Here is an 18,324-nt window from a genome sequence, read left to right on the forward strand (position 1 = left end):
ATCGCCCAGAAATCGGTCCAGCCGAGCGCCGCCGAGCGCCAGATCAGCCCCGACAGCGGAATGAGGATGATGAGGGTAAGGTAGGCAAGCGAGAAGCCGAGCGTCAATCCGAAACCCGGAATGACACTCGGCTGTCGAAACCGCCAACCCGCCCGAGCGGGTGCTGTGATGGCCACTGCTGTCATGGAGTTCGGGATCGCCCCACTCGTTCAAGCCAGATTGCCCTCCGCTATGACTTCAAGAGCCTTGGGCGTGCAAGTTCGTTGAAAGATACGGCGCCTACTTCCATTCGCCCAAAGGCGTGTGGATTTTCCTTCTCCGCGGTCATTCGGGCTTTCTCCAGCTCTTCTGACTACTCCTTCCTGCGCAGGTCTCCAGATCTGGTTGGATGAGCATCATCACCGAAATGATAGGGTACGCGTATTCTTCAGTCGTCGAAAAATTAAACCCGGGGGACAAGCCATGCATGTCGCGACCAGTGTTGGGTCCCGAGCTTCCATCGCGCGCATACCGCCCGGCAGATGGCGTTCGGCGGATCGGACGACAGAATTTGCAGACGTCGTCGTGTGGACCAGGCGACGCCGACAACGACGAAAGCGAAGCTATGGCAGCAAGTAGTAGCGAACACTATCGCGCGCGGGTCGGCCGACGGTCGGAAGTGGGACCCTTGCTCAAAAGAATAGGTTGGCCACGTCACTAAGATATCTCACGCGTTCCCGTGAAGGCATTCTACGCAATACAAAACCAACGCATCATGGAGCGCATAAGTCAGATTAGAAATCCGCCTGGGGAGGAGGATATGAAAAACATCTCAAATGACCTGATGGAAATAGCCGGCCGAATTCGCCCTGCGCGAGAAGCCTTCGCGGAGGCGGACAGGAGGAGGGTCGAATCCGCTTTGGAGGCAGGACGACTTCTTTGCCAGGCCAAGGACGACTGCCTGCACCAGCAATGGATGGCTTTCCTGAGATGGGCCGATATGGATGAACAGGAGGCTCGAAAGCTGATGCAGCTTGCCCGCGCGGGACTGACATCGTGCGTCGTTTCGGAAATCGGGGGCATCGATGCGGCACTGGCCTATCTTGTGGAGGCAAGATTGCCCGAGCCGGAAGAGTGCCTGACCGTGGGCCGCATAGGCTGGCCGGAAAAGAACACGCCCTTCGCGATTATCAAACCCAATGCCGCGCATCCCGGCTATTACGATATCGCCATTGCCGACATGTGGGCCAATCCAGCAACGGTTTTCTCATCGAGAAAGCCGCTTCGGGGGGAAAGCATGAGGCAAGCCGACGGGTCGTTCTTCAACAGCCTCTGGCATATTGTCGATCGTGAATTGGATGTCCCGCATTCGCAGCGCGAGTTCCAGATGATGCCGGCGGATCTGTTCTCGCGAGATGGTGCCTTCCTCTTCGCCAAGCCTGTCTCCGCGGCTGACAGTGCGACGGAAAGCGAGGCCCTCAGCTACATTCTTTGAATGTTCGCCGGCAAATGCGACCACGCGCAGCCGGCAACAGTTCCATTGCATGGACCGGAAAATCGCCCTGCCGGCCTCGGCGTGCTCTTGCCTAGCGTTGTTCGTCACGGCAGGACACTCCAGCGCGCAGCCTCACCCGGACGAAGATCTATCAAGCTCAGGCGAGGCTGTTCGAGGGCAATTTCCCGGCTCGGCTCCCGGACGGCAAGTTGAAGCGAGAACCGAGCTACTTCTAAGAGCATGGCAAAAGACCGAACGGCCGCCGACCGGAATTTTGACGGAAAATGAACTCAAGCAATCGACGCGCCAATGAAGCGCCGTCAGCCGGCTTGCAGCCGAGCGTGGCTGCGCGCCAGATCATCTCGTCTCGTCCATTTGCAATGGCCATCAGCACTTAGCGTTGTCAAACCGCGCCAGACGACCGTCCGGGCCTATACCAGGTCTCGGAAGTGGTAATGTCTTATCCGATTGCGCACTCCATTTTCTTGGCCGCTGCTGGCTTAATCGCGTCAGTTGTCATCATCAGAGTGGCGGTTACATGCGCATCGCGATTGTTGGTTCGGGTTACGTGGGTCTTGTATCGGGCGCTTGCCTGGCTGATTTCGGCCATCAAGTCGTCTGCGTCGATAAGGCGGAGGCCAAGATTGCCGATCTCCAGGCCGGAAGAATGCCGATCTATGAGCCAGGTCTCGACGACCTCGTCGACAAGAATTCCGCGAGCGGCCAGCTCACCTTCACCAGCAAGCTTGCAGCGGCGGTCGCCGATGCGGACGTGGTGTTCATTGCCGTCGGGACGCCTTCGAGGCGAGGCGACGGCCATGCCGATCTGTCCTATGTCTACGAAGCGGCCCGGGAAATCGCGGCCGCTGTTCACGGGTTCACCGTGGTGGCAATCAAATCCACGGTGCCGGTGGGCACGGGGGATGAGGTCGAACGGATCATTCGCCAATGCAATCCCCTGGCCGACGTGGCGGTCGTCTCCAACCCGGAATTCCTGCGCGAAGGAGCCGCGATCGACGACTTCAAACGACCAGACCGGATCGTTATCGGCCTGCCGTCGGACGCGCGTGGCCGGGAGGTGATGGCGGAGGTGTATCGGCCGCTTTATCTCAACCAGGCGCCAATCCTGTTTACCGGCCGCCGCACGTCCGAGCTGATCAAATATGCGGCCAACGCCTTCCTGGCGCTCAAGATCACGTTCATCAACGAGATCGCGGATCTCTGCGAGAGCGTGGGCGCGAACGTGCGCGAGGTAGCGCGGGGCATCGGGCTCGACAATCGCATCGGCTCAAAGTTCCTCCACGCTGGCCCGGGCTATGGAGGATCCTGTTTTCCGAAAGACACGCTGGCTTTGGTCAAGACGGCGCAGGACAGCGGCGCGCCATTGCGCCTGATCGAAACGACGGTTGCCGTGAACGACCAGCGAAAACGCACCATGGCGCGCAAGATCGTATTTGCCTGCGGCGGCGATGTCCGCGCAAAGACGGTGGCCTTGCTGGGTCTTACCTTCAAACCCAACACCGATGATGTCCGTGAAGCGCCTTCCCTCTCGATCATCCAGGCCTTGATCGATTTTGGAGCACATGTCCGAGTGTATGACCCCGAAGGCATGGATCAGGCGAAAATCGTGCTCGGCACAAGCGTGAGCTATGCCGAAGGCGCCTATGAATGCGCCGAGGGCGCCGACGCGCTGGTCATCGTGACCGAGTGGAATCAGTTCCGCGCCCTGGATTTTGAACGACTGTCCCGCACGATGTCGAAACGGGTGGTGGTCGACCTGCGCAACATTTACCGGCGGGAAGAGATTTCCAAGCACGGCTTCGAGTACGTGAATATCGGTGAGGGAGCGGTCGCAGACAAGGCAGTTTTCGCCGCGGCCGCGGAATGAGGTATCTGATCACCGGCACCGCAGGATTCATCGGTTTTCACCTGGCGCGCCGGCTGCTCGAGGACGGTCATCGCGTCACCGGCTTCGACGGGATGACGCCATACTATGACATCGTCCTGAAGCAGTCCCGACACGCCCTGCTTCAAAGATACGACGCCTTTCGCGCCCATATCGGCCAACTGGAAGACCTGGATGCCCTTCGCCGCGCCGCGGACTCCGCCCGGCCCGATGTGATCGTGCATCTGGCCGCGCAGGCCGGTGTCCGCTACTCAATCGACAATCCGCGAAGTTACACGGACAGCAATCTCGTCGGCTCGTTCAACGTGCTTGAGCTTGCGCGTGATCTCAAGCCCCGGCATTTGCTCCTTGCGTCAACGAGCTCGGCCTATGGAGCGAACGACAAGATGCCATTCGTCGAAACCGACAAGGCTGATTGCCCGTTGACCTTCTATGCGGCCACGAAGAAGGCGATGGAGGCGATGGCGCACTCCTATTCACATATCTTCGGGACGCCGACCACCTGCTTCCGCTTCTTCACCGTATATGGCCCCTGGGGCCGGCCCGACATGGCACTCTTCAAATTTGTCGACGCGATCGAGAACGGCCGTCCGATCGAAGTGTATGGCGAAGGCCTGATGAAGCGTGATTTCACCTATATCGACGATCTCGTCGAAGCCATCGTCCGGCTCGTCGAATGCACGCCGGCGACAGGTCGCGCGGCGTCCGCTCCCGGCGTCGTCGACACGCTGTCACCCGTCGCGCCGTGGCGTGTCGTCAACATAGGCGGCGGCGAGCCTGTCGGGCTGCTGCCTTTCATCGAGACGATCGAGAAGTGCCTGGGCAAACGCGCCATCCGCAAGATGTTGCCGATGCAGGCTGGCGACATGCGGGCAACCTATGCCGACCCCCGCCTGCTGGAGGCCCTTACCGGCTTTCGCCCTTGCACCAGCGTCGAGGACGGGGTGACCGCCTTCGTACGCTGGTATCTGGAAGAACGGCCGTCGCGGCCGACAATAGCCGCCTGAAGCGCGCAGTCCTGTGATCAGTGCACGCGCCTAACTCCTTGGCCCGACACAGGTTGGTCATGCCGAGCACAGCTTGGCGTGTATCCTGGGCCTCTCGCCATGCCAGGATGTCACCTCAATGGCGGCTCCGTCTCCACAAAGCACTGTAAAGCCGCTGTCGGTATGAGTTTGGACCTGGCCGGTCAGCCCGATATGGCGCCCAGGCAGGGCAAACATGCGCGCCTTGTCGATCACGATCTTGGCACCGGAAGTGAAAGTGAAGGCGCCCGGATAGGGATCGCCGACGGCACGGACAAAACGAAGGACATTCTCGGCGGCATCGCTCCAGTCGATCATTCCGTCATCGGCGGTGCGCTTTGCGCAGTAGCTGGCAAGGGATTCGTCTTGCGCGACGCCCACGGCCTTGTCACGACTTATCGCCGAAACGACAAGCGGCGTCATCTCGAACAGGGCCTGCTTGTGCTTGTCGTAGAGCGAGCGCGCGGTCTCGTCCGGTGCCACGGCAAAAAGCTTCTGGAGGACGACAGGGCCACTGTCGACACCCTCGTCGAGCCGGAAGAAAGTCGAGCCCGTCTCTTTTTCATTCGCAATGATCGTCCAGGGGATCACCGCCCTGCCCCGAAAACGCGGTAACGGCGCCGGGTGAAAGCCGATCGAGCCATATCGGGCGACCGAGCGAAATTCGCCGCGGCAGATTTGCGACCAGCCGACCACCATCGTCAAGTCGGGCCGCTCGGCTTCGAGCCTGTCGATCGTGTCGGGCGCATTGATGTCCTTGGTCAGGTGGACCGCGGTCCCGGCCAGACGTGCCGGCCCCGCCAGATCGACGAAATCGGAATGGCGTTTGGAAGCTTCGCCCGCAAGGGTGACAAGCAGCGATGGCGTCATGCCAGCTTCGACAAGGGCATCGAATGCGACCCGAGATCCCTCCACCGCACCGACAAAGGCTATGCGCATGAATTCAAGGCTCCAACTCACCGACGTGAGCGATAGATGGACACAGATCTCTTCTATTGTCTGCTTCGTTTCTGCGCCCAAGTCCTCCTTTAGAGGTAAACGGCAGCCGGCCATGCATCCCTATGTGCAACTCGTCCCTTCAAAGAAAGCTGGGTATTTAGGGATTGCGACAGCGGGATTGGAATACGCGATGGACAGCTTCGCCGGCTTGGCATTTCTGGATCGCAGCGCCGCTACAGTCGGGAAGGGCGGATCTGATCTTCCACGCATGGCGATCCTGCTTTCTGGACGTCGACGCATTTGTGCTTCGTCCCGCTACGAAGATTGCGCGGTACCGCTCAAGGCCATGGCCGGCAGCTCGCCCATCGCGTCCTTCGACTGCGACGTCATACATGCTGCGCTACGATCCCCAAGGACTGAAGACCTGTCACCATGCTGACGACCACCCGTCTGACATTGCATAAGATCGACGCCCGGATCAGGATGACCTGGGCTGCGTCGGGTGCAGACGCGTTTCTTGTCTCCTATCCCAAATCCGGAGCAACCCAGCTTAGACACATACTTTCGGAATACTTCAGTCGCCACGCCAACGGCGAGAATGGCGATCTTTCGCCAATGTTCGAGGTTCTTCCGGATTTCGATCTCGATCCGACAAGGGGCATCCCGGCTTTTCGTTACACAGATGAGCGCCATCGCGTGCCGCTCGTCCTGGTTTCGCACCTCACCTATAGACGCTCGCTTTTTCTCAATCGACCCATCATCTTCATGACCCGAGATCCGCGCGACGTAATCGTGTCAGCTTATTTCGATGCCACACGTCACAAACACTGCTTCGAAGGCACCATGGACGCGTTCATTGCCGATCGCGAACAAGGCCTGCCGGCTCTGATAGTATATCTGAATGATTGGGGTAGAGGTCTAAAGCATCACGTGAGTGCAGTATTGGGCTATGGGGAACTGACTGAAGATCCTATGGGTGCCTGCACGCGTATCCTGACATTTCTCGGCCACACACCGTCCGTGCGCGCGCTTCAGGATTCTATCGACGCTTCGCGTTTCGACGTAATGCGTGAGCATGAGATGGCGGACGGCCTAGCGGCGCACGATGGCGAAAGCCAGCATGCGCGTCTCGGCAAGGTCGGCGGCTTTGCCGACTATCTTAGTGATGCGCAAGCCGAACTCATTGAGCAGACCTGCATCGACTGGCTAACTCCAGCCGCGATGGAACTGCTTCGCCGTGGCGGAACGCGGCTCGTATGCGGCTGGTATGAACTTCGCCGCCAAACCATGGATGAACACGGCCAAGGCGAGATGATCAAGAGAGATCTTCCTGTCATCGAATCCCTTTCCACCAATCCATGCAGCAACTTGGCGGAGATTGCCGAGAAGTATGGAAATAATCCGTCGACGTCTTGACGTTAAGAGGGGAGTAAATGCGACTTGCGATTGTGCAGGCGGGCCTGGGTGCGGGAGGGACGGAGCGCGTCGTCAGTCTGCTCGCCGCAGATCGATGCAGGCGCGGAGATGAAGTCCATCTATTTGCTTTCGTGGGAGAGCAAGATAAGAGCTATTTTGCCCTGCACCCGAAGGTCACCGTCCACAGACTTGTAGAGGATGGGGCTTCGCGGCTTTCGAAACTCGGATTTATCCGCAGCTTGCGGCGCGTGGCCATGTTGCGCGCGGAATTCAAGCAGCTTCAGCCCACTCTGATCGTTTCGTTTCTAACAAAGATTAATATTCTCTGCCTGCTGGCGGCGAAGAATCTTGGCATCCGGGTTATTATCTCGGAAAGGAACAATCCCAAAGCGCAGAAGAAACACGCCGCCTGGCGGCTCGTTTCTGGAATTGTACTTCGGCAGGCGGATCGGCTGGTCATGCAGACTGATGCGATTGTCAAGACGCTTCCAGATACGCTCAGAAAAAAGGCCCACGTTATCGGAAATCCTTGCGAGGTCATCGGAAATCCGTGCGAAGCGACCGATGCCTACAAAGACCATGGCAATGAAATGTTTCGCCTGGTCGCCGTCGGACGCCTGGTGGAACAGAAAGGCTTCGACACGCTGATAAAGGCGTTTGCTAAAATCGCCACCGAATTTCCGGCATGGGCATTGACGATCTTCGGCGAGGGACCTGATCGGGTTCTTCTTCAACGTCAGATCAATGCGTTTGATTTGGAGGACAGGGTAAAGCTTGCCGGCATTACCGAGCGTCCGGGCGAATGGGCACGCGACGCCTCCCTCTTTGTCCTGCCGTCACGCTACGAAGGCTTTCCCAACGTGCTGATCGAGGCGATGGCGGCCGGCCTGCCCGTCGTCGCAACGGACTGTGATTTCGGTCCATCCGAAATCGTCGAACCAGGCGTTTCGGGTCTGCTGGTACCAGTCGACGATGTTGCCGAGTTGGCATCTGCGATGGCATGCCTGATGCGAAATAATGCTCTTCGCCACAAAATGGGTAGATCGGCCCGGAAAACGATCGATCGGTTCTCAATGCAGCAGATTGCGGAAAAATGGGACTCCGCTTTGACGAAATTCTGAGTGAAGGCAATCGATCACGAACTCAGTTGTTCAGGTTCGCGATCTGCGAATGAAAAATATCCAATGTCGGACAAGAACACCTCGAGCGTTTCAAATCCGGCGCACATATCCTGATGTTCATCCGGAGATGATCTTTGATAGGCGCACTTTACAGCCAATATAACTAAAAGCGGCGACCTGCCGCGCGGGGCAAGGCAATGCCCACACGTCGTCCCTGGCTGGGATCGGCCTCAAGACACAAGGCTACATGCAGACTTTCGAGATTGTGTCCCGTGGCGCGGCCTGGCTTTTGATCACTACGAAGCCTTGCGGTTGGCCAGAGGGCGTATCAGCGAGCCGCGGCAGGCATGCTGATGAAAGGAGCATCGCTCATGAAACGCACGTTCGACCTGCTCGGTGCCGCCTGCCTTCTGCTGCTGATGTCGCCCTTCATCGCGGTGCTTTCAATAGCAGTCGCGCTGTTTCTTGGGCGTCCTGTTTTTTTCCGCCAGGAACGTCCCGGCCTGCACGGAAAACCATTCAAGATAATCAAGTTCAGAACGATGACCGATCGTCGGGATCATCATGGCCGGCTGCTTCCCGATGCTGACAGGCTAACTGGCTTCGGCAGCTTTCTGCGCGCAAGCAGCCTTGATGAGCTGCCCGAATTGATCAACGTATTGCGGGGTGAGATGAGCCTCGTCGGGCCTCGTCCACTCTTGATGGAGTATCTCCCCCGCTATAGCCCTGAGCAGGCGCGTCGTCACCAAGTCCTTCCCGGCATCACAGGTTTGGCGCAAGTGAATGGCCGCAACGCACTTGATTGGGAGAACCGCTTCGTCCTGGACGTCTGGTATGTCGATCACCGGACCTTCGCACTTGACCTGAAAATTCTCTGCCTGACCTTTTACAAGATCTTCACCCGAGAGGGGATCAGCGCCGCGGGACACGCCACCATGCCCGAGTTCATGGGCTCGCAGGTTTCGCAGTCGGGCGGGCCGTTGAGGACATCTGGATCGCGCCTGCCACGGTTCGCTGCAAGGGTTGCAGCCATCGGTATTCTGCTCGAGCTTGGGACTGCCGCTTTCGTTTTTGTTGTCGATCCATATGGCATCAACCACCATCTTGAGATTCCTGATTTCAATGCCGAAAAGACACATCGCCTTTCGATCGGCACGACAGCCGAGCGCTCACTACGTCTATGGCTCACCGACTACGACACTTTGATCCTCGGCGGCTCGCGGGCGCGCGTCGGGCTTGATCCCGCCGGACCGAGCCTAGCTAGGCTGAAGGCCTACAATGCCGCGGTTCCGCATGCGAGCATGGCCGAACTCTATGACATTGGCATGTTCGCCTTGGCTCATGGCGCCCCCCGCCGGATGATCGTCAATCTCGATTTCTCCATGTTTGAGGCGGACCGAACGGAAACCCAGGATTTTCCGGAGTCCGGCTTTGCCGGGGTTCCAATGCCTATCGTTTATGCGCGGTCCTTGTTCTCCCCCGAAAGCTTTATCGACGCTTTGCGGACGGTGCACGCCAACAGCATTGGATTTCAGGAGACCGACAAGGAAGACGGTTTTCACCAGATCATGTTGGCGCACAATTACAGCTACAGACAGGTGTCCGACCAGAGGCTGAATCGGTTGATGGCGGAGTTTTCGTCTCCCGGCAGCTTCGATTATGACCGCACCAGAATCGGCCTGTTGCACGACCTGCTGGATCGTCTCACCGCCGCTGGAGTAGACGTCACGCTCTTCATTTCACCGATACATGCTCGTCAGATGGAAGCACTCAGGGCCATGGGGCTACTCCCGGTTTACGACCGATGGCGTGTGGATCTGACGTATACTGTAAGTCAGGTCAATGCATCCAAGACAGCCACATCTGAAGTGAAACTGTGGGATTTTAGCGGCTATAACTCCGTTACAATGGAAGACATTCCGGATCCGGGCGATCGTCATCAGACGATGCGGTGGTACTGGAGCTCTGCGCGTTACACTCCGGCCTTGGGAGAGTTGATGCTGGATCGCATGCTCGGCCAGGCCTATTCGGGCCCGTCGGATTTCGGCATATCTCTTACCGGATCCAACCTTAGAGCAGTCCTCGACCAACAGCGAAAGAGGCGCACCATATATGTTGTGCTTCATCCCGAGGAGATTAATAAGATATGGAGCCGTTTGCTTTTTTTTAAATTTACAAAGCCAAATATTTAGGGGGATTTCTCTTTATTAGTTCGGCATCTCTTATAGTTCTACTTTTTCGCGCCGTATATATTTAGCGATAAACCGGCCATGAAGCTGCTACCGCTAATGGGGTAGGCCATCGGTCGTAGCGGCGATCAGGTGCTAGCTTATTGGGGTTGCGACAGGACCAAACTTGGTCGTGGCGGCTTTCTGGTTTCTGCCGATGATGGATGTCATCGGCAGAAACAATCCCAGAGAACGACCAAGGGACGCGTATTGCCGATCAAGAATGAGCGGGGCGACTTTGGCTACGGTTGCGATGATCGGAAAACTGGCTCGACGGGTGCTGCAAGCTGCCAGGCGCAAGAGTGCGGGCCGCACACGCCTGGCCAATATCGCACACCTTCTGACCGGCAATTTTCTTGGCTCATTGCTGGCGCTTGTAGCCTTTACGCTTTCAGCACGAGCGCTTGGCGTGACGAACTATGGTGAGCTTGCATTGATCATCGCGTTCACAAGGGTCGTCGAGCGCGTTGTCAGCTTCCAGTCGTGGCAGCCAATTATCAAATACGCAGCCGGCATGAACGCGTCCGAGGGCCACGAGAATTTGCGCGTCCTCATGAAGTTCGGCCTGCTTATCGATGTCGGCGCCGCTGTCTGCGCCTGGGTCGTCGCCATTGGCGCGGCCCTTCTCATTGCGCCGGTTTTCGGTTGGTCGACGCAAATCGTGCATCTTCTTGTTCTCTATTCCAGCGTTCTGCTGTTTCAGATTTCCGGCGTCCCCGTGGCTGTCCAGCGCATGGCCGGCAACTTCCGCCTCCTCGCCTATGGGCAGCTGCTCAACGCCGTTCTGCGCGTACTGCTGTGTCTGCTCGGCGTGCTGATCAATGGCGATCTCGCTTATTTCACAGCGGTTTGGGCCGGAACGCAGATCCTCGGCTCCCTGGCGCTGCTGACGCTGACCATGCGCGCGCTACACAGGCAGGGTGTCCACAATGTCCTGGGCGCGCCTTTGGCCGGCATCACACGCCGCTTCCCTGGCATCTGGGATTTCGCGTGGTCGTCGAACATTTCACTCACTTTGCGCGCGAGCGCGCAAGAGCTCGATACACTGCTGGTCGGATGGCTAGCCGACCCGGCCTCGGCTGGCTTGTACCAGATCGCCAAGCGCATAGGCCGCGTCGGCCAGCAAGTAGGGCCGCAGGTGCAAAACGTTCTCTATCCCGACGTCGCCCGCCTTTGGGCAAAAGGCAGCATCGAGGAATTCAAGCGGGTGATCTTTCAGACCGAAGCCATGCTGCTCTGCTTTGGCGTCATTTGCGTCCTGGTCGTGGCGGTGCTCATCCGGCCGCTGCTCGCCTGGACCGCGGGACCGGAGTTCATAGGCGCAGCCAGCCTAGTCATCGTGCAGATGGTGGCTGTCACGTTCGTGCTTTCGGGCTCAGCCGCCCGCTCGGCGCTGCTTGCCATGGGCCGGCAACGTGAGGTGTTGCGCATTGTTGTCGTCGCGACAGCCGCCTTCCACGTAACGGCCCTGCTGCTCATCCCGCGGATCGGCGCGATGGGCGGCAATATTGCCCATATCGTCCTGGGCATTCTGTGGGCCTTCGGTCTGGCGCTTTCGTTGCGACAGGCACTCAAGACCGCCCATCACCCCGACCGGCAAACCCCGCCGGCGGACGCTCTCAACCAAGCAAGTCTTGCCCCTTCAAAGGCGATCTAGATGTCTCTTGCACCTCAAGCTCTTGCACCTCAAGCTCTTGCATCTCGAGCCCCGGCACCTCAAGCCCTGGTCACTTTGCCTGCAGCGCAGCGGCGCTCGCCTTCCTCACCTTCGTCGCTCACCCATCTGCAACGACTCGAGGCTGAATCAATCCATATCATTCGCGAGGTCGTCGCCGAACTGCGCAACCCGGTGATGTTGTATTCGGTGGGCAAGGACTCGGCAGTGATGCTCCATCTCGCGATGAAGGCCTTCTATCCGTCGCAGCTGCCGTTCCCCCTCCTCCACATCGATACGACGTGGAAATTCAAAGAAATGATCCGTTTCCGCGACGAGACTGTCGCGCGGCTCGGTGTGAAGCTGCTGGTGCGTCGCAACGAGGCCGGCCTGGCCGAAGGGATCACGCCATTCACACACGGCTCGTCGACCTACACGCAGATCATGAAGACGGAGGCGCTGAAATCGGCACTGACCTCGCTCGGCTTCGACGCCGCTTTCGGCGGCGCGCGGCGCGACGAGGAAAAGAGCCGCGCGAAAGAACGGGTGTTTTCGCTGCGCAGCGATAGCCACGGCTGGGATCCAAAGAACCAGCGCCCGGAACTATGGAACCTCTACAACGGCCGGCTGAAACCAGGGGAGTCGGTCCGGGTCTTTCCTCTATCGAACTGGACCGAAATCGACATATGGCAATACATCATGAGGGAGAACATCCCCATCGTCTCGCTGTATTTCGCGGCCAAGCGCCCGGTGGTGGAGCGCGACGGACAGTTGATCATGGTGGACGACGACCGTCTGCCGCTTCGCCCAGGCGAATCCCCCGAAATGCGCTCGGTCCGCTTCCGCACGCTTGGCTGCTATCCCCTCACCGCGGCCACCGAAAGCACTGCCGCGTCTGTTCCCGAAGTGCTCCAGGAAATGCTTGTCGTGAGGACCTCCGAACGATCGGGCCGGCTGATCGACCATGACGAAGCAACATCGATGGAAAAGAAAAAGCGCGAGGGGTACTTCTGATGCTGGGTTTTGCTCAAACCGCGGAACTCGAATCTTCCTCGATAGACGAGATCACTTCGCAATATCTTGCCGTTCACGAGAAGAAGAGCCTGCTGCGATTTTTGACATGCGGCAGCGTGGATGACGGCAAGTCGACGCTGATCGGCAGGCTGCTCTACGACACGAAGCTGCTGATGGAAGACCAGCTTGCCACACTTACCCGCGATTCCCAACGCCACGGCACAACCGGCGGCGATCTCGACTTCGCCCTTCTGGTCGACGGTCTCGCCAGCGAGCGCGAACAGGGTATCACGATCGACGTGGCCTATCGTTTCTTCGCCACGGAGCGGCGCAAATTCATAGTCGCCGACACGCCCGGCCATGAGCAATACACCCGCAACATGGCTACCGGCGCATCCAATGCCGACCTGGCGATCATTCTTGTCGATGCGCGGCAGGGCATTCTGACCCAGACACGCCGACATTCCTTCATCGTTTCGCTGCTCGGAATCCGGCATGTCGTCCTTGCGGTCAACAAAATCGACCTGGTCGACTATTCGCAAACGGCATTCGAGGAGATCGAGGCGACCTATCGAAGCTTCGCGGAACCGCTTGGCTTCGTTTCTCTGGAGGCCATCCCGCTGTCGGCGCGTTATGGCGACAATGTTCTTTCGAAAGGCGAGAACCTGCCCTGGTATCGGGGCCCGACGCTCATCGAGCATCTGGAAACCGTGGAGGTGGAACGAGACCGCCGTAGCGCGCCTTTCCGGATGCCGGTGCAATGGGTCAATCGTCCGAACCTCGACTTTCGCGGGTTTGCCGGCACTGTCGCCGCCGGCGTGATCCGGCCGGGAGACCGTGTGGTCGTGGCACGCTCCGGCGTGACAAGCCTGGTCAAGCGCATCGTCACCCAGGACGGAGACCTGTCGGAGGCAGCGGCGGGCGAGGCTGTCACGCTGACGCTCGAAGATGAGATCGACGTGTCCCGCGGCGACGTCCTGGCGGGGGCGGCGGAGCGCCCGGAAGTGTCAGACCAGTTTGCGGCCCATCTGCTCTGGATGCACGAGGATCCATTGATCCCCGGCCGCCCGTATCTGATCAAGCTCGCCACCAGCGTGGTGGGTGCGAGCGTCACGCAGATAAAACACCGGGTTGACATCAATAATTTTGCAAAACTGGCAGCAAAAACCCTCGAGAAGAACGACGTCGGCTTTGTCAACTTGACGACGCAGGCGCCGCTCGCCTTCGACCCCTTTTCCAGCGTGCACGAAACCGGCGCGTTCATCGTCATCGACCGGATCAACAACCACACGGTCGGTGCCGGAATGATCGACTTCAGTCTGCGCAGGGCGAACAACGTCCATTGGCAAGCACTGGATGTCAACATGAATGCGCGGGCGATCGCCAAAGGTCAAAGGCCCGTGGTGCTGTGGTTCACAGGCCTGTCGGGCTCCGGAAAATCGACGATCGCGAATCTCGTGGAGAAGCGCCTCCATGCGCTCGGCAAGCACACCTACCTGCTTGATGGCGACAATGTTCGCCATGGCTTGAACCGAGATCTCGGCTTTACCGATGCTGATCGCGTGGAGAACATTCGACGCGTGGCCGAGGCGGCCAAGCTGATGGTCGATGCCGGACTGATAGCGCTTACTTCATTCATTTCACCGTTTCAGGCGGAACGGCGGATGGCGCGCGACCTCTTCGGCCCAGGGCAGTTTATCGAGATCTTCATCGATACACCACTGGAGGTCGCCGAAAGCCGCGACCCGAAGGGCCTTTATCGACGCGCCCGAAACGGGCTGATCCAGAATTTCACCGGCATCGGCAGTCCCTATGAACGCCCAGAAGCGCCACAGATCACGGTAACGCCGGATCTGAGCGCCGAGGGGGCCGCGGAAGCGATCGTCGGCTACCTTGAACGAGGCAGCTACCTCGGAACTGCGACCGGGTAACAAGCGATGGTTGGAGGAGCTAGCCAGGGGCCGGTACGGGTTTGCTTTCCATTTATCGGTGATGATGTCGGTGGAAGCCACATCTCGGCGCTCAAGCTCATCCAGAACCTCGATACATCGAAGGTCGTTCCGATTCTGGTGCTTCAGGAAACGGCCGGGCCTCTGGCGGCCTTTCTGCAAATGGAAGGTCAGCCTTTCATGGGTTTCCCGCTGCCGACGACTTCGCCTGGAAAGGGAACAATTCCCGGCGATGTCATGACCTATCTGACCAGTACGCTCCCGCGCATGCGGCGTTTCATCAAGGAGCAGAAGTTCGATATCGTTCACACCAATGACGGCAGGACGCATGTGAATTGGGGCATTGCGGCGAGGCTGTCAGGTGTCCGGCTGGTTTGGCATCATCGCGGCGACCCTGACGCCAAAGGCGCCAACGTGCTGGCGCCGCTCATCGCGCATCGCATGGTGACAGTGTCGCGATTTTCGCGACCGCGGCATCCGATCAGATCCCTCAAGGGACGGCTCAGCGTCATCCATAGTCCCTTCGACCATCCGTCGACTGTGCCTGACAGGATCGCGGCCAAGGCTGCACTTCTGGACGAGCTAGGCCTTGCACCGGGAACACGCGTCCTGAGCTTCATCGGTGGGCTGATCGAACGAAAGCGGCCGCTCCTCTTCATCGATATCCTTGATCGTTTCGTGCGGGAGCATCCGCAAATCCCAGTCGTCGGCTGCGTGTTCGGGAATTCTCCCGCGGGCTCGCAAGATCTTGAAGCTGCCGCCCGCGTGCGCTGCGCCGAGCGCGGGCTCGGCCAAACGGTGCGCTTCATGGGTTTTCGCAACCCGATCGAACCTTTCCTCGCAGCAACGGATGTTCTGGTCGTTCCCGCCATGGGAGAGCCCTTCGGCCGAACCCTTATCGAGGCGATGTTCCTTGGGACGCCGGTGGTTGCAACCGATCATGGCGGCAATCCGGAAGCTATCGAGAACGAACGGACCGGATTTCTGGTCACGCCGGAAGACGCCGGGGCCTTCATGGAGCCGCTATCGCGGTTGTTGTCCAATCCGCCGCTCTGGGCCCGGATCAGCGATGCAGCCCGCGACCACGCCTTCTTCTCCTACAGCACACACCGCCATGTCGAAAATGTCATGAAGATCTATGACAGGGCGCTTTGCTCCCGCAAGGCCGGCTTGGCGACCGACCTAACCAGCGAAATCGGCGGTTAAAGGGTTTCACAATGCGGGTAGAGCACATCGATTTCCTTGTCATCGGAGCCGCAAAAAGCACGACGACCTGGCTGCAGCAGCAGCTTCAGGCCGATCCGGGCGTCAGCACGCCGGTATCTTGATAGACGCATCCAAGGGAAGGGCCTCCTTTGACATGAGTGAGTTTCGCGAAAAGTCAGCTGCGCCATTGATATATGGTTCCCCCGGCATGGATCGAGGTCTGCCGTACGAAGCCCATCATCCTGCTCGCAATGCGAACCAAGACACGGCAGCTGCCCAGAGTGGGATCGTTGCCACGACCCGGGCCGGTCAAGTTGGATATCGCCGCGAAATTGACGGCCTGAGGGCGATCGCAGTCGTTCTGGTGATTCTCTACCATTCAGGGCTTCGCGTCGCGGGCCTTGACCCCTTTGCCGGCGGTTTTATTGGCGTTGATGTCTTTTTTGTTATTAGCGGCTATCTGATTGGCTCGATTGTACAGCGGGAAGTCATGGATGGGACTTTCTCGTTCGCCAACTTTTACGAGCGTCGCGCGAGACGGATCTTACCTGCTCTGTATACCGTCTTAGCAGTGACGATCCCATTCGCTTGGCTATATATGCTGCCGAGCGCCTTCAGAGACTATTCGGCGAGCCTTTTTGCAACCATCTTTTCAGCTTCCAATCTATATTTCTGGCATGTTGCGAGCTACGACGCAGCCGACAATCTTTTTCGTCCGTTAATTCATACATGGAGCTTGGGAGTCGAAGAACAGTTCTACCTGATCTTCCCCTGCTTTCTCCTACTGGTGTGGAAATATGCTCGGAGGTTTTTAACCGCCATCCTGTGCCTCGGGCTCGTCGTTTCGTTCATTCTTGCGGAGTGGATGACAAGGCATTTTCCGGATGCATCTTTTTTTCTACTGCCACCTCGAATCTGGGAACTAGGGTTGGGGGTGTTTCTGGCAAGACGCGAATTGACTGGCGGCCGGCTTGTGTCGATGCGCTCTTCACGAGTCGCGCCTGCGGTCGGTTTGGTGCTCCTGATCTGCGCGGTGCCGTTGATGAGACCGCAGTGGCACCACCCAGGACTTGTAACGCTGATCCCGGTTGCAGGAACGGCATTGCTTATCTGGTATACAGGGCACGGCGATCCCATTACACGAGCGCTTTCCTCCCAACCGTTTGTATTTGTCGGCCTGATATCATATTCTCTCTATCTTTGGCACCAGCCAATATTTGCTTTCGGCAGAATGAGTGCGACCAATTCTGTCGATGGCACGATGGTACTTTGTTGGATTTTGATATCTGTTATACTTGCCATTGCGACTTACCGCTTCGTTGAGATGCCGACCCGCAGCAGAAAGCGAACCAGCAAGCCCGTTATATGGCTGATTGCCTCACTTGGGGCCGTACTACTCAGCGGCGGCGGATACTACTGGTATGTCCAAAATGGCATGCCAAGCCGTTTTGCGGACGGCCTTGCCCCGATTGCCGCTGCATCCGATATTCGCGAGGCTCAGATTTTTCAGAACGGGAAGAGCTGTCTCAACTTTGCGCCTGAACAGGGCCCTTGTACCTTTCATGGCTCTAACCCCGAGGGCTATGCTCTTGTTAGTTTAGGTGACTCTCACGCTCGCACTCTGCTTGGTCCGATGCGAGACAGCCTCGACGACTACCGAGATATCGCTTCGTTCACACCGCTCAATCGAGGCGGCTGCGTATTTCTCCTGGGTATGCAAAGGGTTGACGTGGACCAACCGGGTTGTCCAGGCGACTACAACGACAAGAGGCTCGACTACATTGGCAAGCTGAAGCGGCCGATAGCCGTGCTCTTGTGGCGTCTCCCCATTCTCGTGGAGCAGAGCCGTTATGACAATGGCGAGGGGGGAATCGAGCCGGGCGACGATCACCCGCATTTGGCCAAGCTGGGTGAAACCGGGCCCGCCGATCCGGCTGCGGTCGCCACGGCCATTTCCCACACCATAAACACACTTCTGGAGCGCGGGGTGAAGGTTGTCTTAGTCTATCCTGTCCCGGAGATGGGTTGGAACGTCCCGCAGGTGCTTTTCATGCGGGCCAGACGCCAGAACGATCCTGCAGCTTATATGCAGGCGGAACCGATTTCGGTTTCCTACGGGGATTTCCGCCGGCGAACGCAACGGACATACGAATTATACGATAATGTCGGATCCGATCCAAATCTCGTGCGTGTGTATCCGGAGAAGGCCTTCTGCGATCAACAGCGCTGTTTCGCCAATCGAGGCTCTCAGATTTTTTATCGGGACGACAACCATCTCAGCGAGACCGGTGCGTCCAAGCTCAACGTTTTGATCATGGACGCCATCAAAGCACGGTGGGGAAATGACCGATGACAGGCGAAGGAGAGCCGTGGACTTTTTCGACGGGGAAGC

At 58.4% G+C, this 18,324-nt stretch carries 12 protein-coding genes and 1 pseudogene; 11 read left to right on the forward strand and 2 right to left on the reverse strand.

Annotated features, from left to right (window positions below; genetic code table 11):
- Window positions 1-185: pseudogene (locus LB551_RS22010) on the reverse strand (molybdate ABC transporter permease subunit); the annotation flags it as partial.
- Window positions 186-799: 614 nt separating this feature from the next.
- On the opposite strand from LB551_RS22010, the gene LB551_RS22015 reads away from it, so the two are divergent.
- The 3 genes from LB551_RS22015 (at window position 800) to LB551_RS22025 (ending at window position 4,387) form a co-directional block, all read left to right on the forward strand.
- Complete coding sequence (locus LB551_RS22015) at window positions 800-1,474, forward strand: hypothetical protein (RefSeq protein WP_224628041.1); 675 nt, start codon at window positions 800-802, stop codon at window positions 1,472-1,474.
- Between the two features lie 538 nt (window positions 1,475-2,012).
- Window positions 2,013-3,362 (forward strand): UDP-glucose dehydrogenase family protein, encoded by a 1,350-nt coding sequence (locus tag LB551_RS22020; protein WP_224660462.1) that lies wholly within the window; start codon window positions 2,013-2,015, stop codon window positions 3,360-3,362.
- The gene (locus LB551_RS22025) at window positions 3,359-4,387 is read left to right on the forward strand and encodes an NAD-dependent epimerase/dehydratase family protein (protein WP_224628053.1); all 1,029 of its coding nucleotides are present in this window, start codon (window positions 3,359-3,361) and stop codon (window positions 4,385-4,387) included. The genes LB551_RS22020 and LB551_RS22025 overlap by 4 nt, the downstream gene beginning before the upstream one ends.
- A 57-nt stretch (window positions 4,388-4,444) precedes the next feature.
- On the opposite strand, the gene LB551_RS22030 is transcribed toward LB551_RS22025, so the two are convergent.
- Window positions 4,445-5,344: a formyltransferase family protein gene (locus LB551_RS22030; RefSeq protein ID WP_411970962.1), complete on the reverse strand. Its 900-nt coding sequence runs from the start codon at window positions 5,342-5,344 to the stop codon at window positions 4,445-4,447.
- A gap of 432 nt (window positions 5,345-5,776) precedes the next feature.
- Between LB551_RS22030 and LB551_RS22035 the strand changes: the two genes are divergently transcribed.
- The 8 genes from LB551_RS22035 to LB551_RS22075 all read left to right on the forward strand — a co-directional run bounded on the left by LB551_RS22035 (window position 5,777) and on the right by LB551_RS22075 (window position 18,285).
- Window positions 5,777-6,760 (forward strand): sulfotransferase domain-containing protein, encoded by a 984-nt coding sequence (locus tag LB551_RS22035; protein ID WP_224660464.1) that lies wholly within the window; start codon window positions 5,777-5,779, stop codon window positions 6,758-6,760.
- 17 nt (window positions 6,761-6,777) lie between these two features.
- Window positions 6,778-7,881, forward strand: coding sequence for a glycosyltransferase family 4 protein (locus LB551_RS22040; RefSeq protein ID WP_224660465.1), 1,104 nt, complete (start codon window positions 6,778-6,780; stop codon window positions 7,879-7,881).
- A gap of 371 nt (window positions 7,882-8,252) precedes the next feature.
- Window positions 8,253-10,073 carry a sugar transferase gene (locus LB551_RS30045; protein ID WP_318012747.1) on the forward strand — a complete coding sequence of 607 codons (1,821 nt, stop codon included), beginning with the start codon at window positions 8,253-8,255 and terminating at the stop codon, window positions 10,071-10,073.
- Window positions 10,074-10,362: 289 nt separating this feature from the next.
- A complete protein-coding gene (locus LB551_RS22050; RefSeq protein WP_411910507.1) occupies window positions 10,363-11,766 on the forward strand; it encodes a lipopolysaccharide biosynthesis protein in 1,404 nt (467 codons plus the stop codon).
- Window positions 11,767-12,777 (forward strand): sulfate adenylyltransferase subunit CysD, encoded by a 1,011-nt coding sequence (cysD, locus tag LB551_RS22055; RefSeq protein ID WP_224660466.1) that lies wholly within the window; start codon window positions 11,767-11,769, stop codon window positions 12,775-12,777.
- The gene (cysN, locus tag LB551_RS22060) at window positions 12,777-14,708 is read left to right on the forward strand and encodes a sulfate adenylyltransferase subunit CysN (protein ID WP_224660467.1); all 1,932 of its coding nucleotides are present in this window, start codon (window positions 12,777-12,779) and stop codon (window positions 14,706-14,708) included. The genes cysD and cysN overlap by 1 nt, the downstream gene beginning before the upstream one ends.
- Before the next feature lie 6 nt (window positions 14,709-14,714).
- Complete coding sequence (locus tag LB551_RS22065; protein ID WP_140552773.1) at window positions 14,715-15,932, forward strand: glycosyltransferase family 4 protein; 1,218 nt, start codon at window positions 14,715-14,717, stop codon at window positions 15,930-15,932.
- 154 nt (window positions 15,933-16,086) lie between these two features.
- Window positions 16,087-18,285, forward strand: a complete 2,199-nt coding sequence (locus LB551_RS22075) for an acyltransferase family protein (protein ID WP_224660468.1) — start codon at window positions 16,087-16,089, stop codon at window positions 18,283-18,285.
- The last annotated feature ends 39 nt before the right edge of the window (window positions 18,286-18,324 follow it).

The sequence above is a fragment of the Mesorhizobium sp. BR1-1-2 genome, assembly GCF_020165435.1.
Taxonomy (GTDB): domain Bacteria; phylum Pseudomonadota; class Alphaproteobacteria; order Rhizobiales; family Rhizobiaceae; genus Mesorhizobium.